Origin of the sequence: Saliphagus sp. GCM10025334, from assembly GCF_042663485.1 — an archaeon.
Taxonomy (GTDB): domain Archaea; phylum Halobacteriota; class Halobacteria; order Halobacteriales; family Natrialbaceae; genus Natronosalvus.
Map to the genome: position 1 here is coordinate 694,810 of NZ_JBHTAF010000002.1, position 21,735 is coordinate 716,544.

The following is a 21,735-nucleotide window of genomic DNA, read 5'->3' on the forward strand; positions in this document are numbered from 1 at the left end:
ATATGGTGAGTACGCAGTGTTAGAGTACATCAAACCCTTCACCGACATCGTCTTTCCGGCGGTGTACATTCTGTTCTTCGTCGGGACGATCGGCGTCCTGGCGTTCGCCAATAGATCCATCGCGAAAAAGGTCTGGCTGGCGTGTTTTTTCGCCCTGTTGCTGGCGGTGACGGTCGTCGGCATGACCGTCATGCCCGTCGTCGAGATGCACAAGTTCTCCCAGCCCAACAGCGACGAGATGACCTACTACGAGGTCCGGATCGTCGACTCGGCGGGGAACGAACTCGAGCTCGACGACCGCGCCACCCCGCCGCTGACCGGCTCGCGGACGTCGTCGGTCGCCGGGGAGATGGCGTACGAGTATACCGACGAGGAACGCATGGAGATGGGTGAATTCTACATTCGAAGCGTCAACGACTATCGACAGACGATCGAATCGGGTGGCCCGCCGGCCTACGAGGCGTTGCAGCCGCCGCGGTACGTCGACGACCACCAGTGGACCGCCGCACAACTCGAGAACTACGAGGAGTTCGAGGCCGTCCGAATCTACGAACGAACCGTGACGTTCAACGAGGAACACAGCGCGGTCGAACGAAACGAGGAGACGCACCTGGTCACCATCGACGTGGCCAACGGGACCGTCGACGAGAACGAAACCGCGATCGAACACGAGGGTGAGCGGGCATGAGCGCGTTCGTCAACTACTTCGCCGACGACGCCCGGTCGACCCCGATCAACCTCGCGGTCGTTCGCGTGCTCCTCGGGTCGTGGGTGCTCTGGCGGATGCTCTCGCTCGAGTGGGGCTTCTACGGTGAGTGGCCCCGTCACTTCAACCCGCCACTCGCCTACCTCTACCAGGACATCTTCTTCACCCTGTTGCCGTACCTGCAGTGGGTCCTGGCCGGGTTGCTCGTTCTGTTCATCGTCGGCTACAAGACCCGGTGGTCCGGCGGACTCGCCAGCCTGGTGATGATGCACATGCTGGCGGTCAAGTCGACGATCTACCTGGCGGGGACCATCGAGTCGCTGTTCGCCTGTGCGTACATGATCCTCCTGTTCGCGCTCTTCTGTGAGGACGACGTGCTGTCGGCCGACACCGTGATCGAAACGAAAGAGAAGTCCATCGACCAGCTGAATACGTTCCTGAAGGAGGGGAGCGACGAGACACATCGTGCGCGAGCACTGAAGTGGGGACTGCTCGCCATCGGCCTCCTGTACCTCGGCTCGGCCTGGGGGAAGTTCATGAACGGCCCGATCGACATCTGGCTCTCCGGTGCGGAACTCCAGCGCGACATCCTGTTCGCCCAGGAGCTGACCGGCAAGGAACGCCCGCTCGCCGCGCCGATCCTGGAGTACGACGTGCTGTCGTGGCTCGGGTTCCTCGGCACCGGCCTGGTCCAGGCGTCGCTCATCGTCGTCGTCCTGCTGGGCCTGCCGATCACGCTGTCCGCGCTCGGCCTGATCGGCTTCCACCTCGCCGTGGTCGCGACGCTGGGGCTGTACTTCATCGACATGGTCCTCGTCCTCTCGCTGTTCGCCGCCTGGGACGTCGCCTACCGGTGGCTCGCCGCGGACGCGGACGATAGCGTCACGCTGGTGTACGACGAGCGCTGTTACTTCTGCGCCCGGAGCCTCTATCTCTTCAAGTACCTCGACGTCAACGACTCCGTTCGATTCCGCTCGCAGTCGGACGCGCCGCGAGAACTCGTCGACCGCGACGGCGTCGACCTCGACAAGGAAATGTACCTGTTCCGCGGCGACGAGGCCTACGGCGGCTACGAGGCGTTCCGCCAGCTGTTCAAACAGTTCCGGGTCTTCGCCCCGATTACCCTCCTGATGGCACTCCCACCGGTCAGGATGGTCGGCAACCGTGTCTACGCCTACATCGCGCGCAACCGGAGTCGCCACTTCGTCTGCAGTATCGACGCCGAACAGTCCTGAGCCGTTTTTTCGCCCTCGCGTCGGATTTATACGTCGTTCCGCCCTATACTGCGCCGTGAGTACGCGAACGAACGCACTCGACGCGGTCGTCTTCGGCGTCGACGTTCAGAGCGGTGACGTTCGCGGCGACGCACCCTCCTACGCACTCGTCGTCTACGACGGTGACGAAGACGGCCTCGAGCGAGACGTCGTCTCCCACCGGAAACTGCGCCGCCTGATCGCCGACGTCGAACCTGCCATCGTCGCGACCGACAATATGTACGAACTGGCCGCGGACAAGGACCAGTTGATCCACTTTCTCGGGTCGCTCCCTGCCGGGACCAAACTCGTCCAGGTGACCGGCGACGAACGACCCGAATCGCTCTCACGAGTCGCGAAGCGCCACGGGGTTCCCTACGGCAAGGAGCCCATGAAGGAAGCCGAGGCCGCGGCCCGTCTGGCGGCCCACAGCGTCGGCTACGAGGTATCGGCCTTTACCGACACCACGGAGGTTAAAGTCTCCAGGGGCCGCTCGACCGGCAAGGGCGGCTGGAGCGCCGACCGCTACACGCGCCGGATCCACGGCTCCGTCAAGCGTCGCGCCCGCGAAGTGGAGAGCGCCCTCGAGGATGCCGGCCTCGAGTTCGAACGCGAGGTCCGGGAAGCCTACGGCGGGTTCGCCAACGCGGTGTTCACCGTCGAGGGCCGCCCCCAGGACATTCCGGTGTCGAACGAGCGCTCGGGCGACGTGCGCGTCGAGATCGAACGGGAACGACGCGACGGGATCGAGTTTCGCCCGCTCGCGAAGCGCCGCGATCACGTCGTCGTCGGCGTCGACCCCGGGACGACCACCGCGGTCGCCATCGTCGGCCTCCAGGGCGAGGTGCTCGACGTCTGGAGTTCCCGAACGAACACCATGGCCGACGTGATCGAGTGGATCGTCGAGCGCGGCCGCCCGGTGATCGTCGCCGCGGACGTGACGCCGATGCCCGAAACCGTCGAGAAGATCCGCCGGAGCTTCGACGCGGCGGGCTGGACGCCCCAGCGAGACCTGCCCGTCGACGAGAAACAGCACCGCACGGCGGACGAACCCTACGACGACGACCACCAGCGCGACGCGATGGCCGCCGCCCTCTACGCCGTCGACGCCCACGAGGACCAGTTCGAGCGCATCGCCCGCAAACTCCCCGCCGGAATCGACCGCGGCGAGGTAACGGCCCGGGTCGTCGCCGGCGGCGAGACCGTCGAGACCGTCCTCGAGGATCTGACCGAGGACGAAGAACACGACGAAGAGGAGAGCGAACACCAGCCTCGAGAGTTGACGGCCGAGGAACGGCGCATCCGCGACCTCGAGCGCCAGGTCGAACGCCTCGAGGGCCACGTCGAGACGCTCGAGGGACGAATCGAGGATCGGGACGAACAGATCGAGGACCTCGAGGCCGAACTCGCCGTCACCCGCCGAGAGGAACGCCGCCAGATCCGTAAAGAGCGCGAGGTGAGCCGCCTCGAGCGCAAGGCCGACCGCCTCGAGAGCGAGCGCGACGAGGCCCGCGAGGAGGTCGAGGCCCTCGAGGAGAAAGTCGAGCGGATGAAGACGCTCTGGAAGCTCGATCACTCGAACTTCGCGGACGTCGCCGAGAAGAAGGCCGGCCTCGTCCCCGTGAAGGTAATCGAGAAGTTCACGAAAGGGGCGATCCGGGCGGCCGAGGAGGCCTACGGCATCGCGCCTGGCGACGTGGTCTACGTGCGCGACGCCAGCGGGGCGGGGCGCTCGACCGCGGAACTCCTGGCGAGTTTCGAGCCGCGAGTCGTTTTGAAGAACGGCAACCTCTCGGAGATCGCCGACGCCATCCTCTTCGACCGCGAGATTCCGGTCGGCCCCGGCGACGACGTGGCGATGCAGGAAGTGGACGAACTGGCCGTCGCCCGCGAATCGGACGTCGAGGCGGTCATCGAGGACTGGCACGACCGGGCGCTCGAGCGCGAGCGCGATCAGAAAGCGGAGATGGTCGATCGGCTCATCAGCGAGCACCGGGCGGGCGATAACGAGGCCTGACCGGATTCGGCGTGTCTTTTTCGAGCCCTAAACCATCCCGAACGACTGGAGCACGCCCGTCACCAGCGACTTGACGACGAGGGCGACCCCGATGAGCATGAGGGCGAGGCCGCCAGCGATCAGGTAATTCTGGGTGGCGATCAGGGCGATTCCGGCGATCGCGAGGATCACGCCGAGGATTCCGAGCGGACCGAGATTTTTGCGCATACCCGCTGTGGACAGTCGATACTCTTAATCGCGGTGGTTTGTGAGCGGGGCTCGAGTCGAAACGAGGGGCGATTTTCGGAACCCGATTGCCGAGCGCCGAACGCCAGCCGCCGACCACCGAACGCCGAGCCTCGAGCGTCGAACCTCGAACGCCGAACTTTGAGCGCCGAGCGTCAGCCCCCCGAACGCAAATACGCGTAAACGAGACACTTAACCGACGACCGACCCTAGAACCGATGGGAGAGAGAGCCTGGCTGCCGCGATGGCCGGTCCGGAAACGGGTCGGCCACCCAACGCGAGCGCTCGTTTTTCGGGCGCTCGCGCCCGCGAGGAAAGTCCCCCCACCCGTCGGGCGGGTGACCGGACGCAAGTCCGGAGCGGGAGACCGCTGGCTCTGGAACAGCAACGACACGTCTCGGCCCGATCGATGATGCGCGCGAACCCAACCGCGAGGACGGGGAGTTAACCCGCAGAGAGCGTGTGGCCGCCTTGCGGCCACGCTGGGGCGGTGTAGCCGCCCCACGGACGGCCGAGGATCGATGGAACGGCGAATCCTCACCGGTGCAAGTCCGCGTCGCAGGTAGCCCGACAGAACCGCCTCAGGCGGGCGGCGCGGACGCTCAGCCGAATGCCGGGTCGAACAGAAGGGGGCTTACTCCTCTCACCCAGTTTTGCGCCCTCGAGAGCAACCAGTGTCGAATCACCGTCTCGGTCACAGCGCCCGGATCGCACTGCAGTGAGGGGAAGTAGAAGGTGTGCGTTTCGCCCGGCTCGAGTTCGGCACCAGCCGAATCGTTGAACGCGACGGTTCCGTCCTCGAGCAGCGCCTCGACGACGACTCCGGCCTCACCGGTTTTCGCCTCCGTCGCGTTTCGGAGCGTAACCGCGGCCCCGTAGACGGGGTCGCCGTCAGCCGTCCCCAGCTGGCCCCACTCGTTCTCGACGAGAGCCGACCCGTCTTCGATCGTCGGGCCCGGATCCGACGTTCCGCCGTCCGGTTCCGCGAGCGTGTATCGGTCGACGGCGTCCGCGCTCCCCTCCGTCGTGACGATCTCGAAGAGGTACGTCTCCCGACTCCGCCTGAAGAGCGACCGACTCTCGATGACACGCTCGCCGTCGCTGCGTTCGAACGTCGCCCGTACCGTTTCCATGTAACTACCGAGATCGTCGAACTCGATGCGTCCGCGAACGCCGTATCGGTCGGTCGCGTCGTCGTCGAAGAAGTGGTGATCCGTGATCGTGCCACCCGGATTACTCTCGATGCGCCCGTTGCGATCCTCGCCGTCGACGCAGATCGGCGTCGCCGACCGGTCGAACGATTCCTCGGCGACCACCTCGTTGGGCCAGTTCTCCGCTGGCGCGAGTGCCGAACTGGTCACGTTGGTCCTGTCGTCGTCGACGCCAGGGACGCTCGAGAGACACCCTCCGACGAGACCAGACCCGAGAGTCGTGAGGTACGGTCGACGTTTCACGACGTAAACCATAGCACGATGTCATAAGAAGGTACCTCAAGCTCAAACTCCGGTTGCACCTACAGTAGTCACGGATGGCGTCGCCCGCTACCCACCCCGACGCGAGACGGGAACTTTAACGCCTCGCGCCGGAAAGCGAGAGTATGTCGAATCCGTTCGGAATCGTCCCCACTGAGGCTATCCTCGAGGGACGGGCCACCGACGCCTACTTCGAGCGTACCCGGACGACCCTCGAACACGCGGGTCGCAACCCCCGCGTTGTCACCGAGGTAACGGCCGACCAGTTTCCAACAGGGGAGTTCGAGGTCTTCGCGGGCGTCCACGACGTCGCGACGCTCTTCGAGGGCCGCGACGTGGACGTCGACGCCCTCCCTGAGGGCACGCTGTTCGACGGCGGGCCGGTCATGCGCATCGAGGGGCCGTACCTCGAGTTCGCCGAACTCGAGACCTCCCTGCTGGGCTTTCTCTCCCAGCCCAGCGGTTTTGCAACAGCGGCGCTCGAGGCCCGTCTGGCCGCACCCGACTCGCAGGTCCTCTCATTCGGCGCGCGCCACGTCCACCCCGCCATCGCCGCTACCGTCGAACGATCGGCCCTGCTCGCCGGACTCGACGGCTTCTCCCACGTCGCCGCGGGCGACGTCCTCGGGCGCGAGGCCGGCGGGACGATGCCCCACGCGCTGATGCTCATCTTCGGCGAAGGCGAGCAGGACGATGCCTGGACGGCCTTCGACGAGGCCGTCCCCGAGGACGTCCCTCGAGTCGCCCTGGTCGACACCTTCTGGGACGAGAGTAGCGAAACCCTGCTCGCCGCCGAGACCCTCGGCGACCGCCTCGACGGGGTTCGCCTGGATACGACTGGCTCGCGACGCGGCGACTTCCGTCACATCGCCCGCGAGATCCGCTGGGAACTCGACGCCCGCGGCCGAGAGGACGTCGACATCTTCTGCAGCGGCGGGCTGACCCCCGAGACGATCCGAGAGCTCCGAGACGTCGCCGACGGCTTCGGGATCGGGAGCTACGTGACGGGTGCCGACAGCGTCGACTTCGCGCTCGACATCGTCGAAATCGAGGGCGAGATGACCTCGAAACGCGGGAAGCTCTCAGGAGACAAGCAGGTCTACCGCACCGCCGACGGCGGTCACGAGGTCCGGCTGGCCGACCAGCCCGTCCCCGAGGACGGGGAGGCCCTCCTCGAGCCGCTGGTTCGCGACGGCGAGATTGTCCGTGAGGCGGACCTCGAGGCGGCGACCGAGCGGTGTCTCGCCGATGCGGCGGCGGTCGGGTTCGGGAGCGACGACTGAGAGCCGTCCACTCGTCGGATTCGAGCTCGCGTCTATCGCTCGTCTATAGTACTGGCCTCCTCGAGGGCCACTCACTCGTCGACCTTGACGTCCACCCGGGGGACGAAGGGGCCGAAATCCGCGGTCTTGCTGGCGATCGTCGCAATTCTGAAGGTGTACACCAGCAGGACGACGAACGGCAGGAAGGCGAGCGTGACCGCGACGCTCACGACGACGACGAGCGCGAGCGTGCTCTCGAGGCCCGCGATGATCGACGGGTACGTCATCATGAACAGGCCGCCGCCGAGCAGCGTCGGGAACCCCACGTACAACAGGAGTTTCGAGAGGTGAGCGAGTTCGTGTTGCATGTACAGCGTCTTGAACGACTGGCGGGCGACGGCGAGGTAGCCGAGCAGTTCGATCAGGGAGTCGAGCCCCTCGAGGGCCTCTATCGAGAGTTCGTCGGCGTACCGGGCTCGAATCGTCCGGGCGGCGTGGAGGTGCGCCCCGTTGAAGTGACCCAGGACCGCCGAGAGCGCGTCGAACGTCCCGAACTCCGCGGTCTCGAGCGCCTTCGAGACGGTCTCGCCTTCCTCCGTGACGGCTCCGGCGAACGTCTCGAGGCTCGCGGCGACGGCTCCGTCGGCGTCCGTCGCGTCCGACTGGAGGTCGCCCACCGCAGCCACGACGGCGTCGACGATGAGCCGGAGGAACTCGGCAGGTGCGGCCGGGCTAACCGGCGTCTCGGTCGCGTCTTCGACCGTTCGTCGGAAGTCGGTCATCGCCTCGTAGCGCTGTTGCAGGTCGCCGGTCCACCCCAGTTCCTGGGAGAGGACGAGCTGGTTGATCGCGAGGACTATGGTGATGAACGGGAGGGTGCCACCGACGATCGCGCCGACGAGCGTCGTCGCCGTAGCGGGATTCGCGACCGGAATCCAGCCGGCAGCCCCGATCGCCAGACAGACGGTGAACACCAGTCCGGCAAAGAGGGCCGTCAACACGTAGCGATTCCCGTCGAGCAAGATCCAGCGCTGGGCCGGCGACTCGCGAAGTCGTTCGTGAACGAGGTCGCTCTGGGTCTTCGTCTCGTCGATCGCTCGCTCGGTGCCCATGGATCGGCGTCAACGACCGTCGAAAAAAGCGTGTGTCTTCGTTGCAGTCGATGGGGCCGAGTTTCGAGTGTGATCTACGCCTGGACCGATCCGCCGCGCGTGGATTTATGGCTCGAGAGTGGGTATTTTCGACTATGCACCTCGAGCCAGACACCACGGCGGTGATCGTCGTCGACATGCAAAACGGCTTCTGTCACCCCGACGGGGCGCTGTACGCGCCGGGCAGCGAGTCCGTAATCGAGCCAATCGCGGCCCTGGTCGAGCGAGCGCGAGAGGCGGGGAGCCGAATCGTCTACACCCGTGACGTCCATCCCCCCGAACAGTTCGAGGACGCCCATTACTACGACGAGTTCGACCGATGGGGCGAACACGTCCTCGAGGGGTCGTGGGAGGCCGAACTGGTCGAGGAACTCGACGTTCGCGAGGAGGACCTCGTCGTCGAGAAACACACCTACGACGCCTTCCATCAGACCCAGCTCGACGGCTGGCTCTCCACGCGCGGAATCGAGGATCTGGTCATCTGTGGCACCCTCGCGAACGTCTGCGTCCTCCACACTGGCGGGAGCGCCGGGCTTCGGGACTACCGCCCGCTGATGGTTTCGGACTGCATCGGGGCGCTCGAGGACGACCACCACGAGTACGCCCTGCAGCACGCGGACTGGCTTTTCGGAGAAGTCGTCGAGAGCGACGACTTGTCGTTCGACGGGACGTAGCCCGCGAGGCGCGTGCCAGTCCTCGGACGATGCACCCGGGCTACCGATCGGCGTCTCGGTTTCGCAGTCGGTCGGTTAAGAGTTCGCGTATCCACACGGCGAACCCGTGGTCGTCCCCGTACGTCCACACCGCCACCTCGTGGGTGACGTCGGGGAGGTCGCTCTCCGTGATTCCGCCGGCCAGGACCGCCCGTTCGTCCACCATGAGGAGTTGACCCGGCCACTCGGAGTAGACCGCCTCCGTCGACGCGAGATCGGGGGAGACGACGACGTGGTCCTCCGGAACCGCCTCCGAGAAGCGGTCCCGTACGTCTTCGTCGGGCACCTCGACGATCACGCGAACGCCGCGGTCGTCGGCTTGTCGGAGGTGCGCGTGAACGCGTTGATCGAGCACATCGTCGTCGGCGACGAGAAGGTGAACGCTCTCCTCGGCGTCGTCGAGGAACATGAGAATGCGCTCAACGACGTGGTCGGTGTGCGTGATCGCCCACATTCCCTCTTCTTCCTTCGATTCCGGCTCTTCGACCTGTTGCAGGGCGTTCTCTGCGGTGCTGATGTGCGACTCGTAATCCTCTCGAATCCGTCGCATCGCCATCTCTATCGGGACGGCTTTGTACGTGCGCGGATCGGTCTGTTGCACCTCCACGAGCCCCCGCCGGTCGAGCCGTTCGACGGTGTCGTACACCCGCGAGCGGGGGATCTCGGCCACCTGGCTGATCTCCTTCGCGGTCCCCGTCGAAATTTGCGTGAGCGCAACGAAACAGCGCGCCTCGTATTCGGTTAGCCCGGCGGATTGCAGGGAAGAAACCGCTTCGTCTGCTCGAGACACGGTCGTCGTAGGACCGAGAACACCAAAAGCTTCGCCCTTCACCCGGTCCTCGAGGCGATCGCCTGGCTACGCCTCCGAGTTGCCGTTCGCCAGGACGCGAAACGACGTCGCACCGCACGGACACCCGCTCACGCTCCCGATCGGGACGACCTTCCCGCTAGCGAACTGCCACGCCGCTAGCGCTCGCTCGCATTCGGTACACCGCGCCGCCGTTCTCGTTCTCGCTGTCACTGCCCCCGAATTCGATCGAACCGGATATATACTGAATGGGACTCTGAGGAGGACACCTGCCGCGTTGTTACGGGAGGAGCAACAGCGAAAGGGGCGGTGGAGATGGCGAAAACGGCCCGGTCGAAGTCCATACTATAAAATTCGTATCAAAGAGCAGTGATCGCGTATTCCGCGACGGGCACTCCCGAGCGACAGCTAAATACGGCCAGACCGGTACCCCTCGAGCATGGACGCGGCACTCATTATCCTCGATGGCTGGGGCCTCGGAAGCGACGACGGCGGACGGAACGCGGTCGAGGCGGCGCATACGCCCGTCGTCGACCGACTGGCTCGAACAGGGCCGTCGGGCAGCCTCGAGGTCGCCGGCCGGCGCGTCGGCCTCCCGGACGGCCAGATGGGCAACAGCGAGGTCGGCCACCTCAATATCGGCGCCGGCCGGGTCGTCTTACAGGAGTACACCCGCATCACTGACGCCGTCGGCGACGGCAGTTTTCGGAACAACACGGCGATCGACGCCGCCTTCGACCACGCGCTCGAAAATGACGGGCGGGTCCACTTCCTCGGCCTCGTCAGCGACGGCGGCGTCCACGCCGATCACGAACACCTCCACGCGCTGATCGGGATGGCCGCCGACCGCGACGTCGAGGCGGTCACCCACGCCATCACCGACGGCCGGGACACCTCGCCCCACGGCGGCGAGGGCTACCTCACGGAACTCGAGGCCGTGATCGACGAGGCGGGAACGGGCGACGTGGCCACGGTTTCGGGCCGGTACTACGCGATGGATCGCGACCAGAACTGGGAGCGGACGAAGCGGGCGTACGACGCCATCGTCGATCAGGACGCCGCCTTCGAGGCGCCCTCGGCCGTCGAGGCCGTCACCGATTCCTACGAGCGCGGCGTGACCGACGAGTTCGTCGAGCCAACGACGATCTCGAGCCAGCCAGCGCTGCAAGACGGCGATTCGGTGGTCTGGTTCAACTTCCGATCCGACCGCGCTCGTCAGTTGACCCGGATGCTCGCCGATATTCGCCCGGAGTGGGAATTCGAGACGCGCCCGCCCGACGTCGAGGTCGTCATGCTGACCCAGTACGACAAGACGTTCGACCTCCCGGTGGCGTTCCCGCCGACCCAGCCCTCGAAGGTTCTCGGTGAGGTGCTCGCCGACGCCGGCAAGACCCAGCTCCGGATCGCCGAATCCGAGAAGTACGCCCACGTCACCTACTTCCTCAACGGGGGCCGCGAGGTCGAGTTCGACAGCGAGGTCAGGAAGATCGTCGAGAGCCCGGACGTCCCCACCTACGACCTCCAGCCGGAGATGAGCGCCCCCGAGGTGACCGACACAGCCATCGACACCATCGAGAGCCGAGATCCGGACGTCCTGGTGCTGAACTACGCCAATCCCGACATGGTCGGCCACACCGGCGACTACCGCGCGGCCGTCGAAGCCGTCGAGGCCGTCGACACCCAGCTGGGTCGGTTGCTCGACACCCTCGAGGCCCACGGCGCGCACGTCTTCGTCACCGCCGACCACGGCAACGCCGACGACATGGGGACCGAAGAGGAGCCACACACGGCCCACACCTATAACGACGTGCCGTTCTTCTACGTGGCTCCCGAGGGGGCCTCGAGCGCCGGCGACGTCCGGATTCGGGTTCGCGAGGGCGGGACGCTCGCCGATCTCGCGCCCACGATGCTCGAGTGCATCGGTCTCACGCAGCCCCCGGAGATGACCGGCGAGTCGTTACTCGTACGAGAGTAGCCGACGCCGGACCGGTTCAAACAGCCGAAATAGGCAAGTAGCTGTACTCACCACTGGTATCGTGTCCCTCACAGCCTGGCCGGTGGCCGCGTCGTTGCTCGCGGGTGTCGGGACGCTCGTTCTCGTCGGCTACCTCTGGAAGTACCGGAACGAACCCGGCGCATACTGGTTTCTGCTCACGCTGTCCTGCCAGGCCGTCTGGTGTTTCGCCTACGCCTGTGCCCTCCTCGTCTACGATCCGGCCGCCAGGCTGGCCCTCGAGATGGTCGTCCTGGTTTCGATGAACTGGATCGGCCCGCTGTTTCTGGGCTTTGCGCTCACCTACACCGGCCGTGCGAACATCGTTCGATCCTGGAGTTTCCAGGCCCTGTTGGGAACGTCGGCCGTCACGACGGCGCTAATTCTCACGAACCCGATCCACGGCCTCGTCTGGACTGGATTCGCCCTCAATCCGGTCTACGGCGTTGCTGCAGCCTCCTACACCCTCGGGGGGTGGGGGTACGTCGCCATCGGCATCGGCATGCTGACCGTCGCCGCGGGAACGATGGTGCTGTTCGATACGGTTCTCAGTTACGGGCCGCTGTACCGACGGGAGGCCCTCGCGGTCGGGTTGAGTGCGTTTCCGCCGGGAATCGCGCTCTTCGTCTGGGCGTTCGAACTGGGGGCCACCCCACAGCTAAATCTGACGACGATCATGTTCCTCCCGCACGTCGTCCTCGACGGGTACGCGTTCGTGAGCGGCCGAATGTTCGAGTTTAGCCCGGTCACCCGTCGAACCGTGGAGCGAAACGCCATCGAAGAACTCGAGAACCCGGTCGTCGCACTCGATACCGACGACCGACTCGTAACCTACAACGACAGCGCCGCACGGCTGTTCGATTCCGACGGCACCGACGACCCGTTGGGACGTGAACTCGAGGACGTCACCGGTACCGAGACCGAGATCGACCTCGAGACCGACGACCAGGTCGTTTCGGTCGCCACTGATGGTGGGTTTCGAGAGTTTACCTGCTCGAACTCGACGCTCCAGGACCCGATGGGGGCGTCCGTTGGACGGCTCCTCGTCTTTCAGGACGTCACGACCCAGCGGCGCCGAAAACAGCGCCTCGAGATTCTCAATCGTGTTCTTCGGCACAACCTTCGAAACGAACTCAACGCCGCCCACGGGTACATCGGGATGGTCGCCGAGCAACTCGAGGACGAGGCGCTCCGTGACCAGCTCGCTGGCGCACAGGCCGACGTCGAGGGCGTCATCGCGATGGGCGAGAAGGCCTGGGCGTTCGAGCGCGTCGTCGAGACCGTCGACGAGGAACGAACGCCGGTTTCCCTGCGAGAAGCGGCCACGTCCGCGGCGGGAACGTTCGATCACCGCCGCGGAGAGATCGACGTCGACGTCCCGGAGTCGTGCGTGCTCTCGCTCGACCGACCCGTCCTCGAGCACCTGTTCGAACAATTGCTCGAAAACGGGCTCGAGCACTCGGACGCCGACGTTCCCCGCGTTCGCGTCGCGCTGGAAGGGACGAGTCCGGACGGCTCGACGGCCATCGTGACGGTCGCGGACGACGGTCCCGGTATTCCAGACCACGAACTCACGGTCCTCGAACGCGGGACGGAGACGGCTCTCCAGCACGGCAGCGGGATCGGCCTTTGGGTGATCGTCTGGTGTACCCAAACGCTCGGTGCCGACCTGACGTTCGATTCCGGACCCGATGGGACGACGGTTCGACTCGAGTTGCCGGGAGTCGTCGAGGCGGCACCAGGTATCGACGGCGACCCGGATCCCGATTTCTCTGCAGAACGTGGGGTCGAGGGCGAGATCGAGACCAAGTGAGACCGAGAGCGAGACCGAAGGTGAGACCGAAAGCCAGAGCCAGACCGAGATCACCGATCACTCGCAGTCGACACCCTGACGATACTCGAGAGACCACCGTCCACGCGTGACTGGCACGACCGACGACCCTCCCCACGTGACTCTTCGTCCGGCGTCCCTGGCCGACGCCCCGACGCTCGCTCGCCTCTACCGGGACGCCTACGCGACCAACGTCGACCTCGGGTTTCCCTCCCGAGCGGCGCGCGCCGACCGCGGGGCTCTCGAGGCCTGGATTCGGGAGAGTCGCGTGTTCGTCGCGGTCACCGCTGGAGGGGATTCAGGCGGCAGGGCTGACGACCGGCCCGCCGCCGGCAAACTCGTCGGCGCCATCCGCTACCGCGACGAAGGGAAGTACGACCCCGACATCCCCGAGTTCGGCCGCCTCGCGGTCCCCCCGCGCGCTCGAGGCCAGGGAATCGGCAATGAGTTGATCGAGCACGTCGAGACGCTCGCCCGGCGGGAAGACCACGACCGGATGCGATTGCGGACGTTCGCCGGCCACCCGTTTCTCCCCGAGCTCTACCGCCGACGCGGGTACCGCGACGTGCGGGTTCGGAAACTCGAGGGGGCGCCGTTCGACGTGTTGCACATGCAAAAGGAGCTGTAGCCCGACCCACACGTTCGGCCTCCGAACTGGCCCCCGTCGCTGGCGAGGGGATCGTATTCGGACAAGTCGGATCGATCGGCAAACCAGAGTCGCTACCCCGACGCCTTCACTCGAGCAGGGCGTCCAGTTCCTCTAAGCGGTCACGGTAGGTCGACAGCGCCCGGTCGATCGGCTCCGAGGAACGCATGTCGACGCCGGCAATCTCGAGCAACTCGAGGGGGTACTCCCGGGAACCCCGACGGAGGAACGCGAGGTAATCCTCGGCCGCGTCGGCACCGTTCTCGACGATGTCGTCGGCGATGGCGAGCGCCGCGGAGATGCCCGTCGAGTACTGGTAGACGTAGAACGCGCGGTAGAAGTGCGGGATGCGCATCCACTCGCGGGGAATCCGGTCGTCCATCTCGGCGGGTTCGTAGTACTGGGCCTTGAGGTCACCGTACAGTTCGTCGAGGCGGTCGGCCGTCAGCGGTTCGCCCGCTTCCTCGAGTTCGTGCGCCTCGTGTTCGAACTCGGCGAAGAGCGTCTGGCGATACAGCGTCGAGCGCACCCGTTCGAGGAACTCGTTGAGGATAGCCTTGCGGAATTCTGGGTCCTCGACGGTCTCGAGCAGGTGGTGGGTCAACAGGGCCTCGTTGACCGTGCTCGCGACCTCGGCGGTGAAAATCTCGTAACTCGAGTAGATGTACGGCTGTTCGTCCTTCGTCAGTTCCGAGTGCATGGAGTGGCCGAGTTCGTGAGCCAGCGTGTACATCGAGGCGACGTCGTCCTGGTAGTTCATCAGGATGAACGGCTGGGTGTCGTAGGTACCCCCGGAGTAGGCGCCCGTGCGCTTGCCCTCGTTCTCGTAGACGTCGACCCACCGTGACTCCAGGCCCTCCGCGACGCGGGACTGGTACTCCTCGCCCAGGGGGGCAACGGCGTCGACGACGTACTGGGCGGCGTCGTCGTACTCGACGTCCGGCCCTTCTTCACCCGTGAGCGGCATGTAGACGTCCCACATTCGGAGTTCGTCGACGCCGAGCGCCTCGCGCTTGAGGTCGGCGTGACGGTGGAGGTGCTCGAGGTTGTCGTGGACGCTGTCGACGAGCGTGTCGTACACCTCGACGGGGACGTTGGGACCGTCGAGGGCGGCCTCGCGGGCGGTCTCGTAGTTTCGGGCCTGGGCGAGTTTGACGTCTGCCTTCACGCTGTTCTTGTAGGATGCGGCGACCGTGTTTCGAACCGACTCCCACTCGTCGAAGTAGGCCTCGTAGACCCGCTGGCGGAAGTCGCGGTCGGGTCGCTTGAGCAGGTTGACGAAGTTGCTCTGGGTGATCTCGACGGGTTCGCCGCCCGGGTCCTCGACCGTCGGAAAGCCCATGTCCGCGTTCGAGAGCATGCTGTAGACCTCGCCGGGTGCGCCGGTGACCTCGCTCAGGTCCGCCAGCAGCGCTTCGACCTCGGCCGAGCGCGTGTGCGGTTTCATCCGCAACACGTCGTCGACGTAGTGGGCGTAGGTCTCGAGGTCGGGTTCGTCCTCGACCATGGCTTCGAAGTCCTCCCGGGTCAGTTCCTGCAGTTCCGGCTCGATGAACGAGGCCGCAGACTGGGCATCGGCGGCCAGCGACTGTGCCCGTGCGCTCAGGGCCTGGTACTCCTGGTTCGTCGTGTCCTCGTCGCTTCGCATCCGGGCGTAGGCGGCGATCGTCGAGATCTGGCGCATGAGCCGGTCGCGCAGTTCGAGAATCTCGAGTAACGTCTCGGCGTCCTCGGTCGTCTGGCCCTCGTAGGCTGCCAGCTCCTCGACCCGGTCCGTGGCCGCTTCGTAGGCGTCCTCCCAGTCGTCGTCGGTGGCGTAGATGCTCTCGAGATCCCAGGTATACTCCTCCTCGATCTCCGAGCGCGTGGGAACGGAACTCATGGGACGACGTTTCGGAACGAAGGTGGTAAAGGGTATCGAAGCGCCCCCGAATACCCGCCGTCAGTCGTTAGTCGCCGCCGGCTGCCGACTCGCTCGAGGGCCGCGACGCGAGCGCCCCGAGAACGACCAGCACCGCGGCCGGGAGCGCCGCGAGCTGAATCACGTCGTCCCAGATCGAGAAGATCACCAGACCGAGTGCGCCCAGGTACGCCGGCCTGGTTCGCCCGGTGTGGACGCCGTAGCCGCCGACCCACCCCGAGAGCACCAGCGCCGCGAGGAGGGCGAACCGGCCGTGTGTGTAACCGAACTCGAGGAGTAACGCGGGCACGAGCAGGGTCACCCCGGCAATCGCGACGAACGCGCTCCATCTAAGCAGGTCGCGCCAGAGTACCATCGTTCGCGACCAGGGGCGGACGGGTGATAACCGTTGAGACTCTCGCGTCTGGAGGGTCGAGGCTGCCCACCATTGAGATTATCTTCAGGGGGAGGAGCCACCCGCAGGTTTATCCCGGAAGCCGACCCAACCACCAACCGATACGATGGCAGGCCCGATCCCCGCCCTCGAGGAACGCGCCACCGCCTGCGCCGAGCACCTGCTCGAGTGCGACCGCGTGCTCCTCGCCTCCCACATCGACGCCGACGGACTGACGAGCGCCGCAGTCGCCGCGAGCGCCCTCGAACGAGCGGGGCTGCCCTTCGAGACCGTCTTCGAGAAGCAACTCGACGCCGAGGCGATCGAGGCAATCGCCGAGACCGACTACGACACCGTGCTGTTCACCGACTTCGGGAGCGGCCAACTCGACGTGATCGCCGACCACGAGGACGCCGGCGACTTCACGCCCGTCATCGCCGACCACCACCAGCCCGCGGAGGCCGAAACCACCTACCACCTCAACCCGCTCCTGTTCGGGATCAACGGCGCCTCCGAACTCTCGGGTGCCGGGGCAAGTTACGTCCTCGCCCGGGCGCTCGCGGAAGCAGGCGAGAGGCCAGGAACGGCTGGGGCGGCCGAAACGGCGGGAGAGCCGACGGCAACGGACGGCGGCAGCGCCACCGCGCGAGCGGACAACCGAGACCTCGCCGCGCTGGCCGTCGTCGGCGCCGTCGGCGACATGCAGGCCTCCAGCGGCGAACTCCACGGCGCTAACGCGAGGATCGTCGCCGAGGGCGTCGAGGCCGGCGTCCTCGAGACCGCGACCGACCTCGCCCTCTACGGGAAACAGACTCGGCCCCTCCCGAAACTGCTCGAGTACGCAAGCGACGTCAACATTCCGGGAATCTCGAACGACGGCAACGGCGCGCTCCGCTTCCTGGACGGCCTCGACCTCGAGTTGAAACGCGACGGCGAGTGGCGCTGCTGGGCAAATCTCACGAGCGAGGAGAAACAGACCGTCGCGAGCGCGCTCGTCAAGAAAGCCGTCACGAGCGGCGTCCCGGCGCACAAGATCGACGACCTCGTGGGCACGAGTTACGTCCTCGCGGCCGAGACCGTCGGCACCGAACTCCGTGACGCCAGCGAATTCTCGACCCTGCTCAACGCGACGGCCCGCTACGAGCGCGCCGACGTGGGTCTCGGGGTCTGTCTCGGTGATCGAGACGAGGCCCTCGAGCGCGCTCGCCAACTGCTCAGGGAACACCGTCGCAATCTCTCGAACGGCATCGACCTCGTGACGCGGGAGGGCGTCACGAAAGCGGACCACGTCCAGTGGTTCGACGCGGGTGACCGCATCCGTGAAACCATCGTCGGCATCGTCGCCGGGATGGCCGTTGGCAACGCCGGCATCAGCCGGTCCATGCCCATCCTCGCGTTTGCGAACAAGAACGACGAGGAGGTCAAAGTATCCGCCCGCGGGACCCACAGCCTCGTCAGAAAGGGGCTCGACCTCTCGGTCGTGATGGGCGAGGCGTCCCGGGCAGTCGGCGGGGACGGCGGTGGACACGACGTCGCTGCCGGGGCGACGGTACCCGCAGGGAAGCAAGAGGAGTTCGTCGAGCGCGCCGACGAAATCGTCGGTGAGCAACTCGGCGATAGCTGATGGCTGATAGCTGGTAACTGACGGCTGAGAACTGACGCGAGTTCCACCCCGACAGCTACTGTGAGCGATCCATCGACGCCGGCACCGTCGGTATCAGCGGCGTTCGTTTCGTGATCACGTACGACGACTTCCGCACCGCACCCTTCGCGTACTGGACGGTGCTCTTTCGGATCGGCGTCCGTTTCCCCTGGATGCGCGTTCTCCCCTCGAGGATGGCGTCGACGAGTTGGTCGCCGTCAATGGTCGCCCTGGTGACGTCCTCGTTGGTACTCGTCACGATCACCTCGGTGTACGCGCGGCCGACGTTCGGGAGATAGTGGGCGTCGCTACCGCCGACCTTCGGGTACTCGCGTCGCTGCGCGAACCGGCGTGCACGACGGTTCTGGTAGCCCGTAAAGAGCATCGAGTTGTACACTTCGATGGCGTCCACGTCGAGGATGTGGCGCCGTCGAACCCCGTGGCGACTTCGCTGGAAGGGGTGGGGAACGATGGCGAGGCCGCCGAGTTCGCGAACCCGTTCGACGGTCGCCTGGAACGGCCGGCCCGGTTCGGGTCGCTCCGCGACGCCGATCGCGAGGAGGTGGCCCTGTGCCGTCGATACCTCGACGCCGGGAATTCCGACGAGCCCGTAGCGCGAGGCGAGTTCGGCTGCCTCGATGGACGCATCGATTTCGTCGTGGTCGGTGATGACGACGCCGTCGAGACCGATGTCTGCCGCGTGCTCGAGTATGAGCTCGACGGGCTCGTGTCCGTCGTAGGAAGTCTCCGAGTGGACGTGAAAATCGATAGCGAAGGGGATGTGAGCGGACATACGAGGAGAGTAGCTCTCGGTGTGAGATAGCCGGTTGCGCGTTATAAACTTTCTACTCCCGAGAGGTGAGGACACCGATATCCGGCGATCCGGTGTCGCTCCAGTGTACCGACTACCCACGTTCGACTAATTCCATATATCGTTATGCAGTATATGATGGATATCGGTACTCGTAGCATATCCTCCGTAAGATTCCTCGAGCGCCCGGAAATCGGGCATTATCTGGACCTGGCAGCTCAAATTCGAATGCCGCCGTCAGAGGGGACCCGCTCGAGGACATGAAAGCGGTCGATACTGTGCACCTCGAGGACGCACCCAACGCCGCCTCGAGAACAGGGAAAGGGGCGAGACACCGAACCATGCTGATTCCAACGTCACCGAGCGGAGTCGATCGACGAGAGAAGCCAGAGACTCAAGCGCAATAGCGACACACCCGAGCCGCATAACAGCCTCTTGGAATGACGGGGTCGTGGACTCGAGGGCCAGTTGATGTGCCACGCGCGAGGAGACGGTGTCCTGGACGGACTGTTCTGTTTCGATTCCTCGTCGAGATCGATCAATAAACCGACGGACACTCGAGCGAACTGCTGTGTCCGAATCGACGACTCGTACGGACACCATTCGTCGGCGATAACGAGAGGAGCCCTGTAGCGGCGATGTCGAAGGCGGACGTGCCGTCACAATCTGCCGCAGGTGGGCAGGTCGGTTTCGCAGTGTTCCTCGAGCGAGTCCGAGGAAAGCGCGGTATCGGGACGGAAAGAGGAAGTGGGTGACGGAGTCGGGGAACGTCTATGGCGACCCACTAGAGCGAGGGGGAGCGGACAGAGCTGGTCGACGATGCAATTGCCGGCAGTTCTATTCGACTCTCACGCCTCTCTCGAGCGGCAATAAACCAAATAGCGGTATACAGAAATTGTGACGTCAGGGAAAAACGGCGATCCGTCGAGAACGGTCAGAAGAGCGCCGTACACCGGTCGGTGATGAGCCCGTCGACGCCGATCGCGGCGAGGTCGGTCGCTTGACCGGCAGTAGTGATCGTCCACGGTTCGACGAGTAATCCGTTTTCGTGTGCGCGTGCGACCAGGTCAGTCTCGAGACAGAGCTCGAGACGCGGGTGGATCGCCCGACACTCGAGGGACAGTGCCGTCTCGAGAAACTCCCTGACGGGCTGGCGAGGATAGAGAGGGATGTCGCTCGCGGCGACGTCACGAAACCGCCTGCCGAGCCAGGTCTCCCTGACGATCAGGGCGGTTTCCGCTCCCGCGTCGGTCGCGGCGGCGACGATGGAAGAGTCGAAGGAGGACAGCAACACCTCGTGGGGATGATCGTCGGCGAGCGAGAGCACGTCGTCGACCAGCCCCGACGTCTTGAGTTCGAACACGAAGGCGGTCGAGTCGGGGACCACCTCGAACAGCGACTCGAGGGTCGGAATCGACGCGTCGGTCCCACCGACCGATAACGACTGTAATTCCTCCAGGGAGAGGGCGTCGACGGCACCGCTGGCACCGGTAACGTGATCGACTGTCGCGTCGTGGATTGCGACGAGTTCGCCCGATCCGGCTCGACGGACGTCGACCTCGACTGCGTCGACGGCCCGACCAGCCCGTCTGACCGCGGGGAGCGTGTTCTCAGGAGCTTCGTCGGTACAGCCGCGGTGGGCGATGAGACGCGGTTGGTGGTCACCGCGTCGCGACGCTGTCTGGGGCAGTGAAACGTTCCCAGCGACGATTCCGACGCTGCACCCTGCCGCCAGTTTGCCGAGGACGGCCCGTCGCGGATAGGGAGCCATCGGTCGATTATTCGTCGCCGAGACTCATTAACGTGCGTGAGCAGGAGAGTACTGGCACCGGCCGTCCTCATCCGCGGAGACACAATTCGGGCCGCTGGGCGTAGAACCGACACCAGCAGAATTCGTTCCGTCCGTCTACAGTTACCTATATAGACAGACATAGATACGGACAAGATACATATTATTACTCGTAAAAGAAGAGTACTCGTAATGAATTACTGGCAACAGAACGGGGTTCGCCGGCCCGCAAGGCGACCACGATGAAGACGAGGTACGAGGGAGCGATCATCGACCTCGACGGAACGGTGTACCGCGGCGATAGCGCTCTCGAGGGAGCCGTAGCTGCGGTCGAACGACTGCGAGCGGCGGGCGTGTCGACTGTCTTCTTGACGAACAACCCGATCAAACGACGGACCGTCTACGTCGAGCGGTTGCGATCGTTCGGCATCGACGTCGTTCGTGAGGACGTGATCAATTCGGCGGCGATTGCCGGCGACTTCCTGGCCGAGACGCACTCAGCCGAACCAACGTTCGTCGTCGGCGAAGACCCCCTCGTCGCTGAGCTCGAGGACGCTGGAGTCCCCGTCACGGCCAACCCCGCCGAGGCCACCGTCGTCCTCGCGTCGATGGACCGGACTTTCTCCTACGACGATTTGCGGGACGCTCTCGTCGCGTTCGAGAACAATCCCGCGTTCTACGCGACCAACCCCGACCGTACCTGCCCCGTCGAATGCGGGGAGATTCCGGACGCCGCCGCGATGATCGGCGCGATCGAAGGCCTTACCGGCCGCGAACTCGATCGCGTCCTCGGTAAACCCTCCAGAATCGCCGTCGCGGTCGCCGCCGACCGCCTCGGCGTCGATCCTGAGCGGTGTCTCGTCGTGGGAGATCGCCTCGAGACAGACGTGGTGATGGGACAGCGAGCCGGAATGACCCCGGTGCTCGTTCTCTCCGGGGTGACTGACCACGAAGACCTCGAGCAGTCGTCGATCGAACCGGCATACGTACTCGAGTCGCTCGGGGAGATCGAGACGGTTTTTGAGTGACGATTCCCGACCAGTGAGTATCCGTCTCATCTCGAGAGATATATAAAGAACAGTAGTAGTAGTTACGACCATCGAGTCGACGGCGGTAAATAAT

19 protein-coding genes and 1 other RNA gene are annotated in these 21,735 nt (G+C 65.2%); 12 read left to right on the top strand and 8 right to left on the bottom strand.

The genetic code is table 11. From position 1 onward, the window contains the following. The first annotated feature begins 16 nt into the window (after window positions 1–16). From ACFQO4_RS11715 to ACFQO4_RS11725, 3 genes are read left to right on the top strand one after another with little or no spacing between them, the layout of a single operon-like run. Entirely contained in the window at window positions 17–688 is a 672-nt protein-coding gene (locus ACFQO4_RS11715; RefSeq protein ID WP_500193955.1) for a hypothetical protein, read from the top strand. Continuing rightward, a complete protein-coding gene (locus ACFQO4_RS11720; protein ID WP_500261082.1) occupies window positions 685–1,941 on the top strand; it encodes a thiol-disulfide oxidoreductase DCC family protein in 1,257 nt (418 codons plus the stop codon). Before ACFQO4_RS11715 ends, ACFQO4_RS11720 begins: the two co-directional genes overlap by 4 nt. A 55-nt stretch (window positions 1,942–1,996) precedes the next feature. Next, the gene (locus ACFQO4_RS11725; protein WP_500261083.1) at window positions 1,997–3,976 is read left to right on the top strand and encodes a DUF460 domain-containing protein; all 1,980 of its coding nucleotides are present in this window, start codon (window positions 1,997–1,999) and stop codon (window positions 3,974–3,976) included. Between the two features lie 27 nt (window positions 3,977–4,003). On the opposite strand, the gene ACFQO4_RS11730 is transcribed toward ACFQO4_RS11725, so the two are convergent. Beyond that, window positions 4,004–4,183, bottom strand: a complete 180-nt coding sequence (locus tag ACFQO4_RS11730; RefSeq protein WP_253431304.1) for a DUF7470 family protein — start codon at window positions 4,181–4,183, stop codon at window positions 4,004–4,006. Between the two features lie 238 nt (window positions 4,184–4,421). Here ACFQO4_RS11730 and rnpB point away from each other — a divergent pair. The 3 genes from rnpB (at window position 4,422) to ACFQO4_RS11745 (ending at window position 6,956) form a co-directional block, all read left to right on the top strand. Continuing rightward, an RNA gene (gene rnpB / locus ACFQO4_RS11735) (RNase P RNA component) lies at window positions 4,422–4,850 on the top strand. Window positions 4,851–4,938: 88 nt separating this feature from the next. After that, entirely contained in the window at window positions 4,939–5,682 is a 744-nt protein-coding gene (locus ACFQO4_RS11740; protein ID WP_500261084.1) for a hypothetical protein, read from the top strand. 116 nt (window positions 5,683–5,798) lie between these two features. Further along, window positions 5,799–6,956: a nicotinate phosphoribosyltransferase gene (locus ACFQO4_RS11745; RefSeq protein ID WP_500261085.1), complete on the top strand. Its 1,158-nt coding sequence runs from the start codon at window positions 5,799–5,801 to the stop codon at window positions 6,954–6,956. A 71-nt stretch (window positions 6,957–7,027) separates the two neighbouring features. Here ACFQO4_RS11745 and ACFQO4_RS11750 read toward each other — a convergent pair whose 3' ends face one another. Then, window positions 7,028–8,047, bottom strand: coding sequence for a DUF7972 family membrane protein (locus ACFQO4_RS11750; protein WP_500261086.1), 1,020 nt, complete (start codon window positions 8,045–8,047; stop codon window positions 7,028–7,030). 134 nt (window positions 8,048–8,181) lie between these two features. On the opposite strand from ACFQO4_RS11750, the gene ACFQO4_RS11755 reads away from it, so the two are divergent. After that, a complete protein-coding gene (locus ACFQO4_RS11755) occupies window positions 8,182–8,760 on the top strand; it encodes a cysteine hydrolase family protein (RefSeq protein ID WP_500261087.1) in 579 nt (192 codons plus the stop codon). Between the two features lie 40 nt (window positions 8,761–8,800). Here ACFQO4_RS11755 and ACFQO4_RS11760 read toward each other — a convergent pair whose 3' ends face one another. Both ACFQO4_RS11760 and ACFQO4_RS11765 read right to left on the bottom strand, forming a co-directional pair. Then, entirely contained in the window at window positions 8,801–9,589 is a 789-nt protein-coding gene (locus tag ACFQO4_RS11760; protein WP_500261088.1) for a TrmB family transcriptional regulator, read from the bottom strand. Window positions 9,590–9,655: 66 nt separating this feature from the next. Next, on the bottom strand, window positions 9,656–9,820 hold the full coding sequence (locus tag ACFQO4_RS11765; protein ID WP_500261089.1) for a hypothetical protein: 165 nt from the start codon (window positions 9,818–9,820) through the stop codon (window positions 9,656–9,658). A 226-nt stretch (window positions 9,821–10,046) separates the two neighbouring features. Between ACFQO4_RS11765 and gpmI the strand changes: the two genes are divergently transcribed. The 3 genes from gpmI to ACFQO4_RS11780 all read left to right on the top strand — a co-directional run bounded on the left by gpmI (window position 10,047) and on the right by ACFQO4_RS11780 (window position 14,059). Next, window positions 10,047–11,582: a 2,3-bisphosphoglycerate-independent phosphoglycerate mutase gene (gpmI, locus tag ACFQO4_RS11770; RefSeq protein ID WP_500261090.1), complete on the top strand. Its 1,536-nt coding sequence runs from the start codon at window positions 10,047–10,049 to the stop codon at window positions 11,580–11,582. Window positions 11,583–11,643: 61 nt separating this feature from the next. Further along, window positions 11,644–13,413, top strand: coding sequence for a sensor histidine kinase (locus tag ACFQO4_RS11775; protein WP_500261091.1), 1,770 nt, complete (start codon window positions 11,644–11,646; stop codon window positions 13,411–13,413). A gap of 106 nt (window positions 13,414–13,519) precedes the next feature. Continuing rightward, the gene (locus ACFQO4_RS11780) at window positions 13,520–14,059 is read left to right on the top strand and encodes a GNAT family N-acetyltransferase (RefSeq protein WP_500261092.1); all 540 of its coding nucleotides are present in this window, start codon (window positions 13,520–13,522) and stop codon (window positions 14,057–14,059) included. A 106-nt stretch (window positions 14,060–14,165) separates the two neighbouring features. Here ACFQO4_RS11780 and pepF read toward each other — a convergent pair whose 3' ends face one another. Both pepF and ACFQO4_RS11790 read right to left on the bottom strand, forming a co-directional pair. Continuing rightward, on the bottom strand, window positions 14,166–15,959 hold the full coding sequence (gene pepF / locus ACFQO4_RS11785; RefSeq protein ID WP_500261093.1) for an oligoendopeptidase F: 1,794 nt from the start codon (window positions 15,957–15,959) through the stop codon (window positions 14,166–14,168). A gap of 67 nt (window positions 15,960–16,026) precedes the next feature. Continuing rightward, window positions 16,027–16,353 (bottom strand): hypothetical protein, encoded by a 327-nt coding sequence (locus ACFQO4_RS11790; protein WP_500261094.1) that lies wholly within the window; start codon window positions 16,351–16,353, stop codon window positions 16,027–16,029. A gap of 145 nt (window positions 16,354–16,498) precedes the next feature. Here ACFQO4_RS11790 and recJ point away from each other — a divergent pair, with 145 nt between their 5' ends. After that, the gene (gene recJ / locus ACFQO4_RS11795; RefSeq protein ID WP_500261095.1) at window positions 16,499–17,995 is read left to right on the top strand and encodes a RecJ family nuclease; all 1,497 of its coding nucleotides are present in this window, start codon (window positions 16,499–16,501) and stop codon (window positions 17,993–17,995) included. A 55-nt stretch (window positions 17,996–18,050) separates the two neighbouring features. Here recJ and ACFQO4_RS11800 read toward each other — a convergent pair whose 3' ends face one another. Together ACFQO4_RS11800 and ACFQO4_RS11805 are read right to left on the bottom strand one after the other, a co-directional pair. Then, window positions 18,051–18,806 carry a CehA/McbA family metallohydrolase gene (locus ACFQO4_RS11800; protein ID WP_500261096.1) on the bottom strand — a complete coding sequence of 252 codons (756 nt, stop codon included), beginning with the start codon at window positions 18,804–18,806 and terminating at the stop codon, window positions 18,051–18,053. A 952-nt stretch (window positions 18,807–19,758) separates the two neighbouring features. Further along, the gene (locus ACFQO4_RS11805; protein WP_500261097.1) at window positions 19,759–20,595 is read right to left on the bottom strand and encodes a glycerophosphodiester phosphodiesterase; all 837 of its coding nucleotides are present in this window, start codon (window positions 20,593–20,595) and stop codon (window positions 19,759–19,761) included. Window positions 20,596–20,855: 260 nt separating this feature from the next. Between ACFQO4_RS11805 and ACFQO4_RS11810 the strand changes: the two genes are divergently transcribed. Beyond that, window positions 20,856–21,641 carry an HAD-IIA family hydrolase gene (locus tag ACFQO4_RS11810; RefSeq protein WP_500261098.1) on the top strand — a complete coding sequence of 262 codons (786 nt, stop codon included), beginning with the start codon at window positions 20,856–20,858 and terminating at the stop codon, window positions 21,639–21,641. Window positions 21,642–21,735 lie beyond the last annotated feature (94 nt).

What these genes read in the sequence shown, in the direction of transcription:
- ACFQO4_RS11720 (WP_500261082.1), top strand. Translation starts at nt 685, where the DNA reads ATGAGCGCGTTCGTCAACTACTTCGCCGACGACGCCCGGTCGACCCCG.
- ACFQO4_RS11730 (WP_253431304.1), bottom strand. Translation starts at nt 4,183, where the DNA reads ATGCGCAAAAATCTCGGTCCGCTCGGAATCCTCGGCGTGATCCTCGCG.
- ACFQO4_RS11745 (WP_500261085.1), top strand. Translation starts at nt 5,799, where the DNA reads ATGTCGAATCCGTTCGGAATCGTCCCCACTGAGGCTATCCTCGAGGGA.
- ACFQO4_RS11750 (WP_500261086.1), bottom strand. Translation starts at nt 8,047, where the DNA reads ATGGGCACCGAGCGAGCGATCGACGAGACGAAGACCCAGAGCGACCTC.
- ACFQO4_RS11755 (WP_500261087.1), top strand. Translation starts at nt 8,182, where the DNA reads ATGCACCTCGAGCCAGACACCACGGCGGTGATCGTCGTCGACATGCAA.
- gpmI (WP_500261090.1), top strand. Translation starts at nt 10,047, where the DNA reads ATGGACGCGGCACTCATTATCCTCGATGGCTGGGGCCTCGGAAGCGAC.
- pepF (WP_500261093.1), bottom strand. Translation starts at nt 15,959, where the DNA reads ATGAGTTCCGTTCCCACGCGCTCGGAGATCGAGGAGGAGTATACCTGG.
- ACFQO4_RS11790 (WP_500261094.1), bottom strand. Translation starts at nt 16,353, where the DNA reads ATGGTACTCTGGCGCGACCTGCTTAGATGGAGCGCGTTCGTCGCGATT.
- recJ (WP_500261095.1), top strand. Translation starts at nt 16,499, where the DNA reads ATGGCAGGCCCGATCCCCGCCCTCGAGGAACGCGCCACCGCCTGCGCC.
- ACFQO4_RS11800 (WP_500261096.1), bottom strand. Translation starts at nt 18,806, where the DNA reads ATGTCCGCTCACATCCCCTTCGCTATCGATTTTCACGTCCACTCGGAG.
- ACFQO4_RS11805 (WP_500261097.1), bottom strand. Translation starts at nt 20,595, where the DNA reads ATGGCTCCCTATCCGCGACGGGCCGTCCTCGGCAAACTGGCGGCAGGG.
- ACFQO4_RS11810 (WP_500261098.1), top strand. Translation starts at nt 20,856, where the DNA reads ATGAAGACGAGGTACGAGGGAGCGATCATCGACCTCGACGGAACGGTG.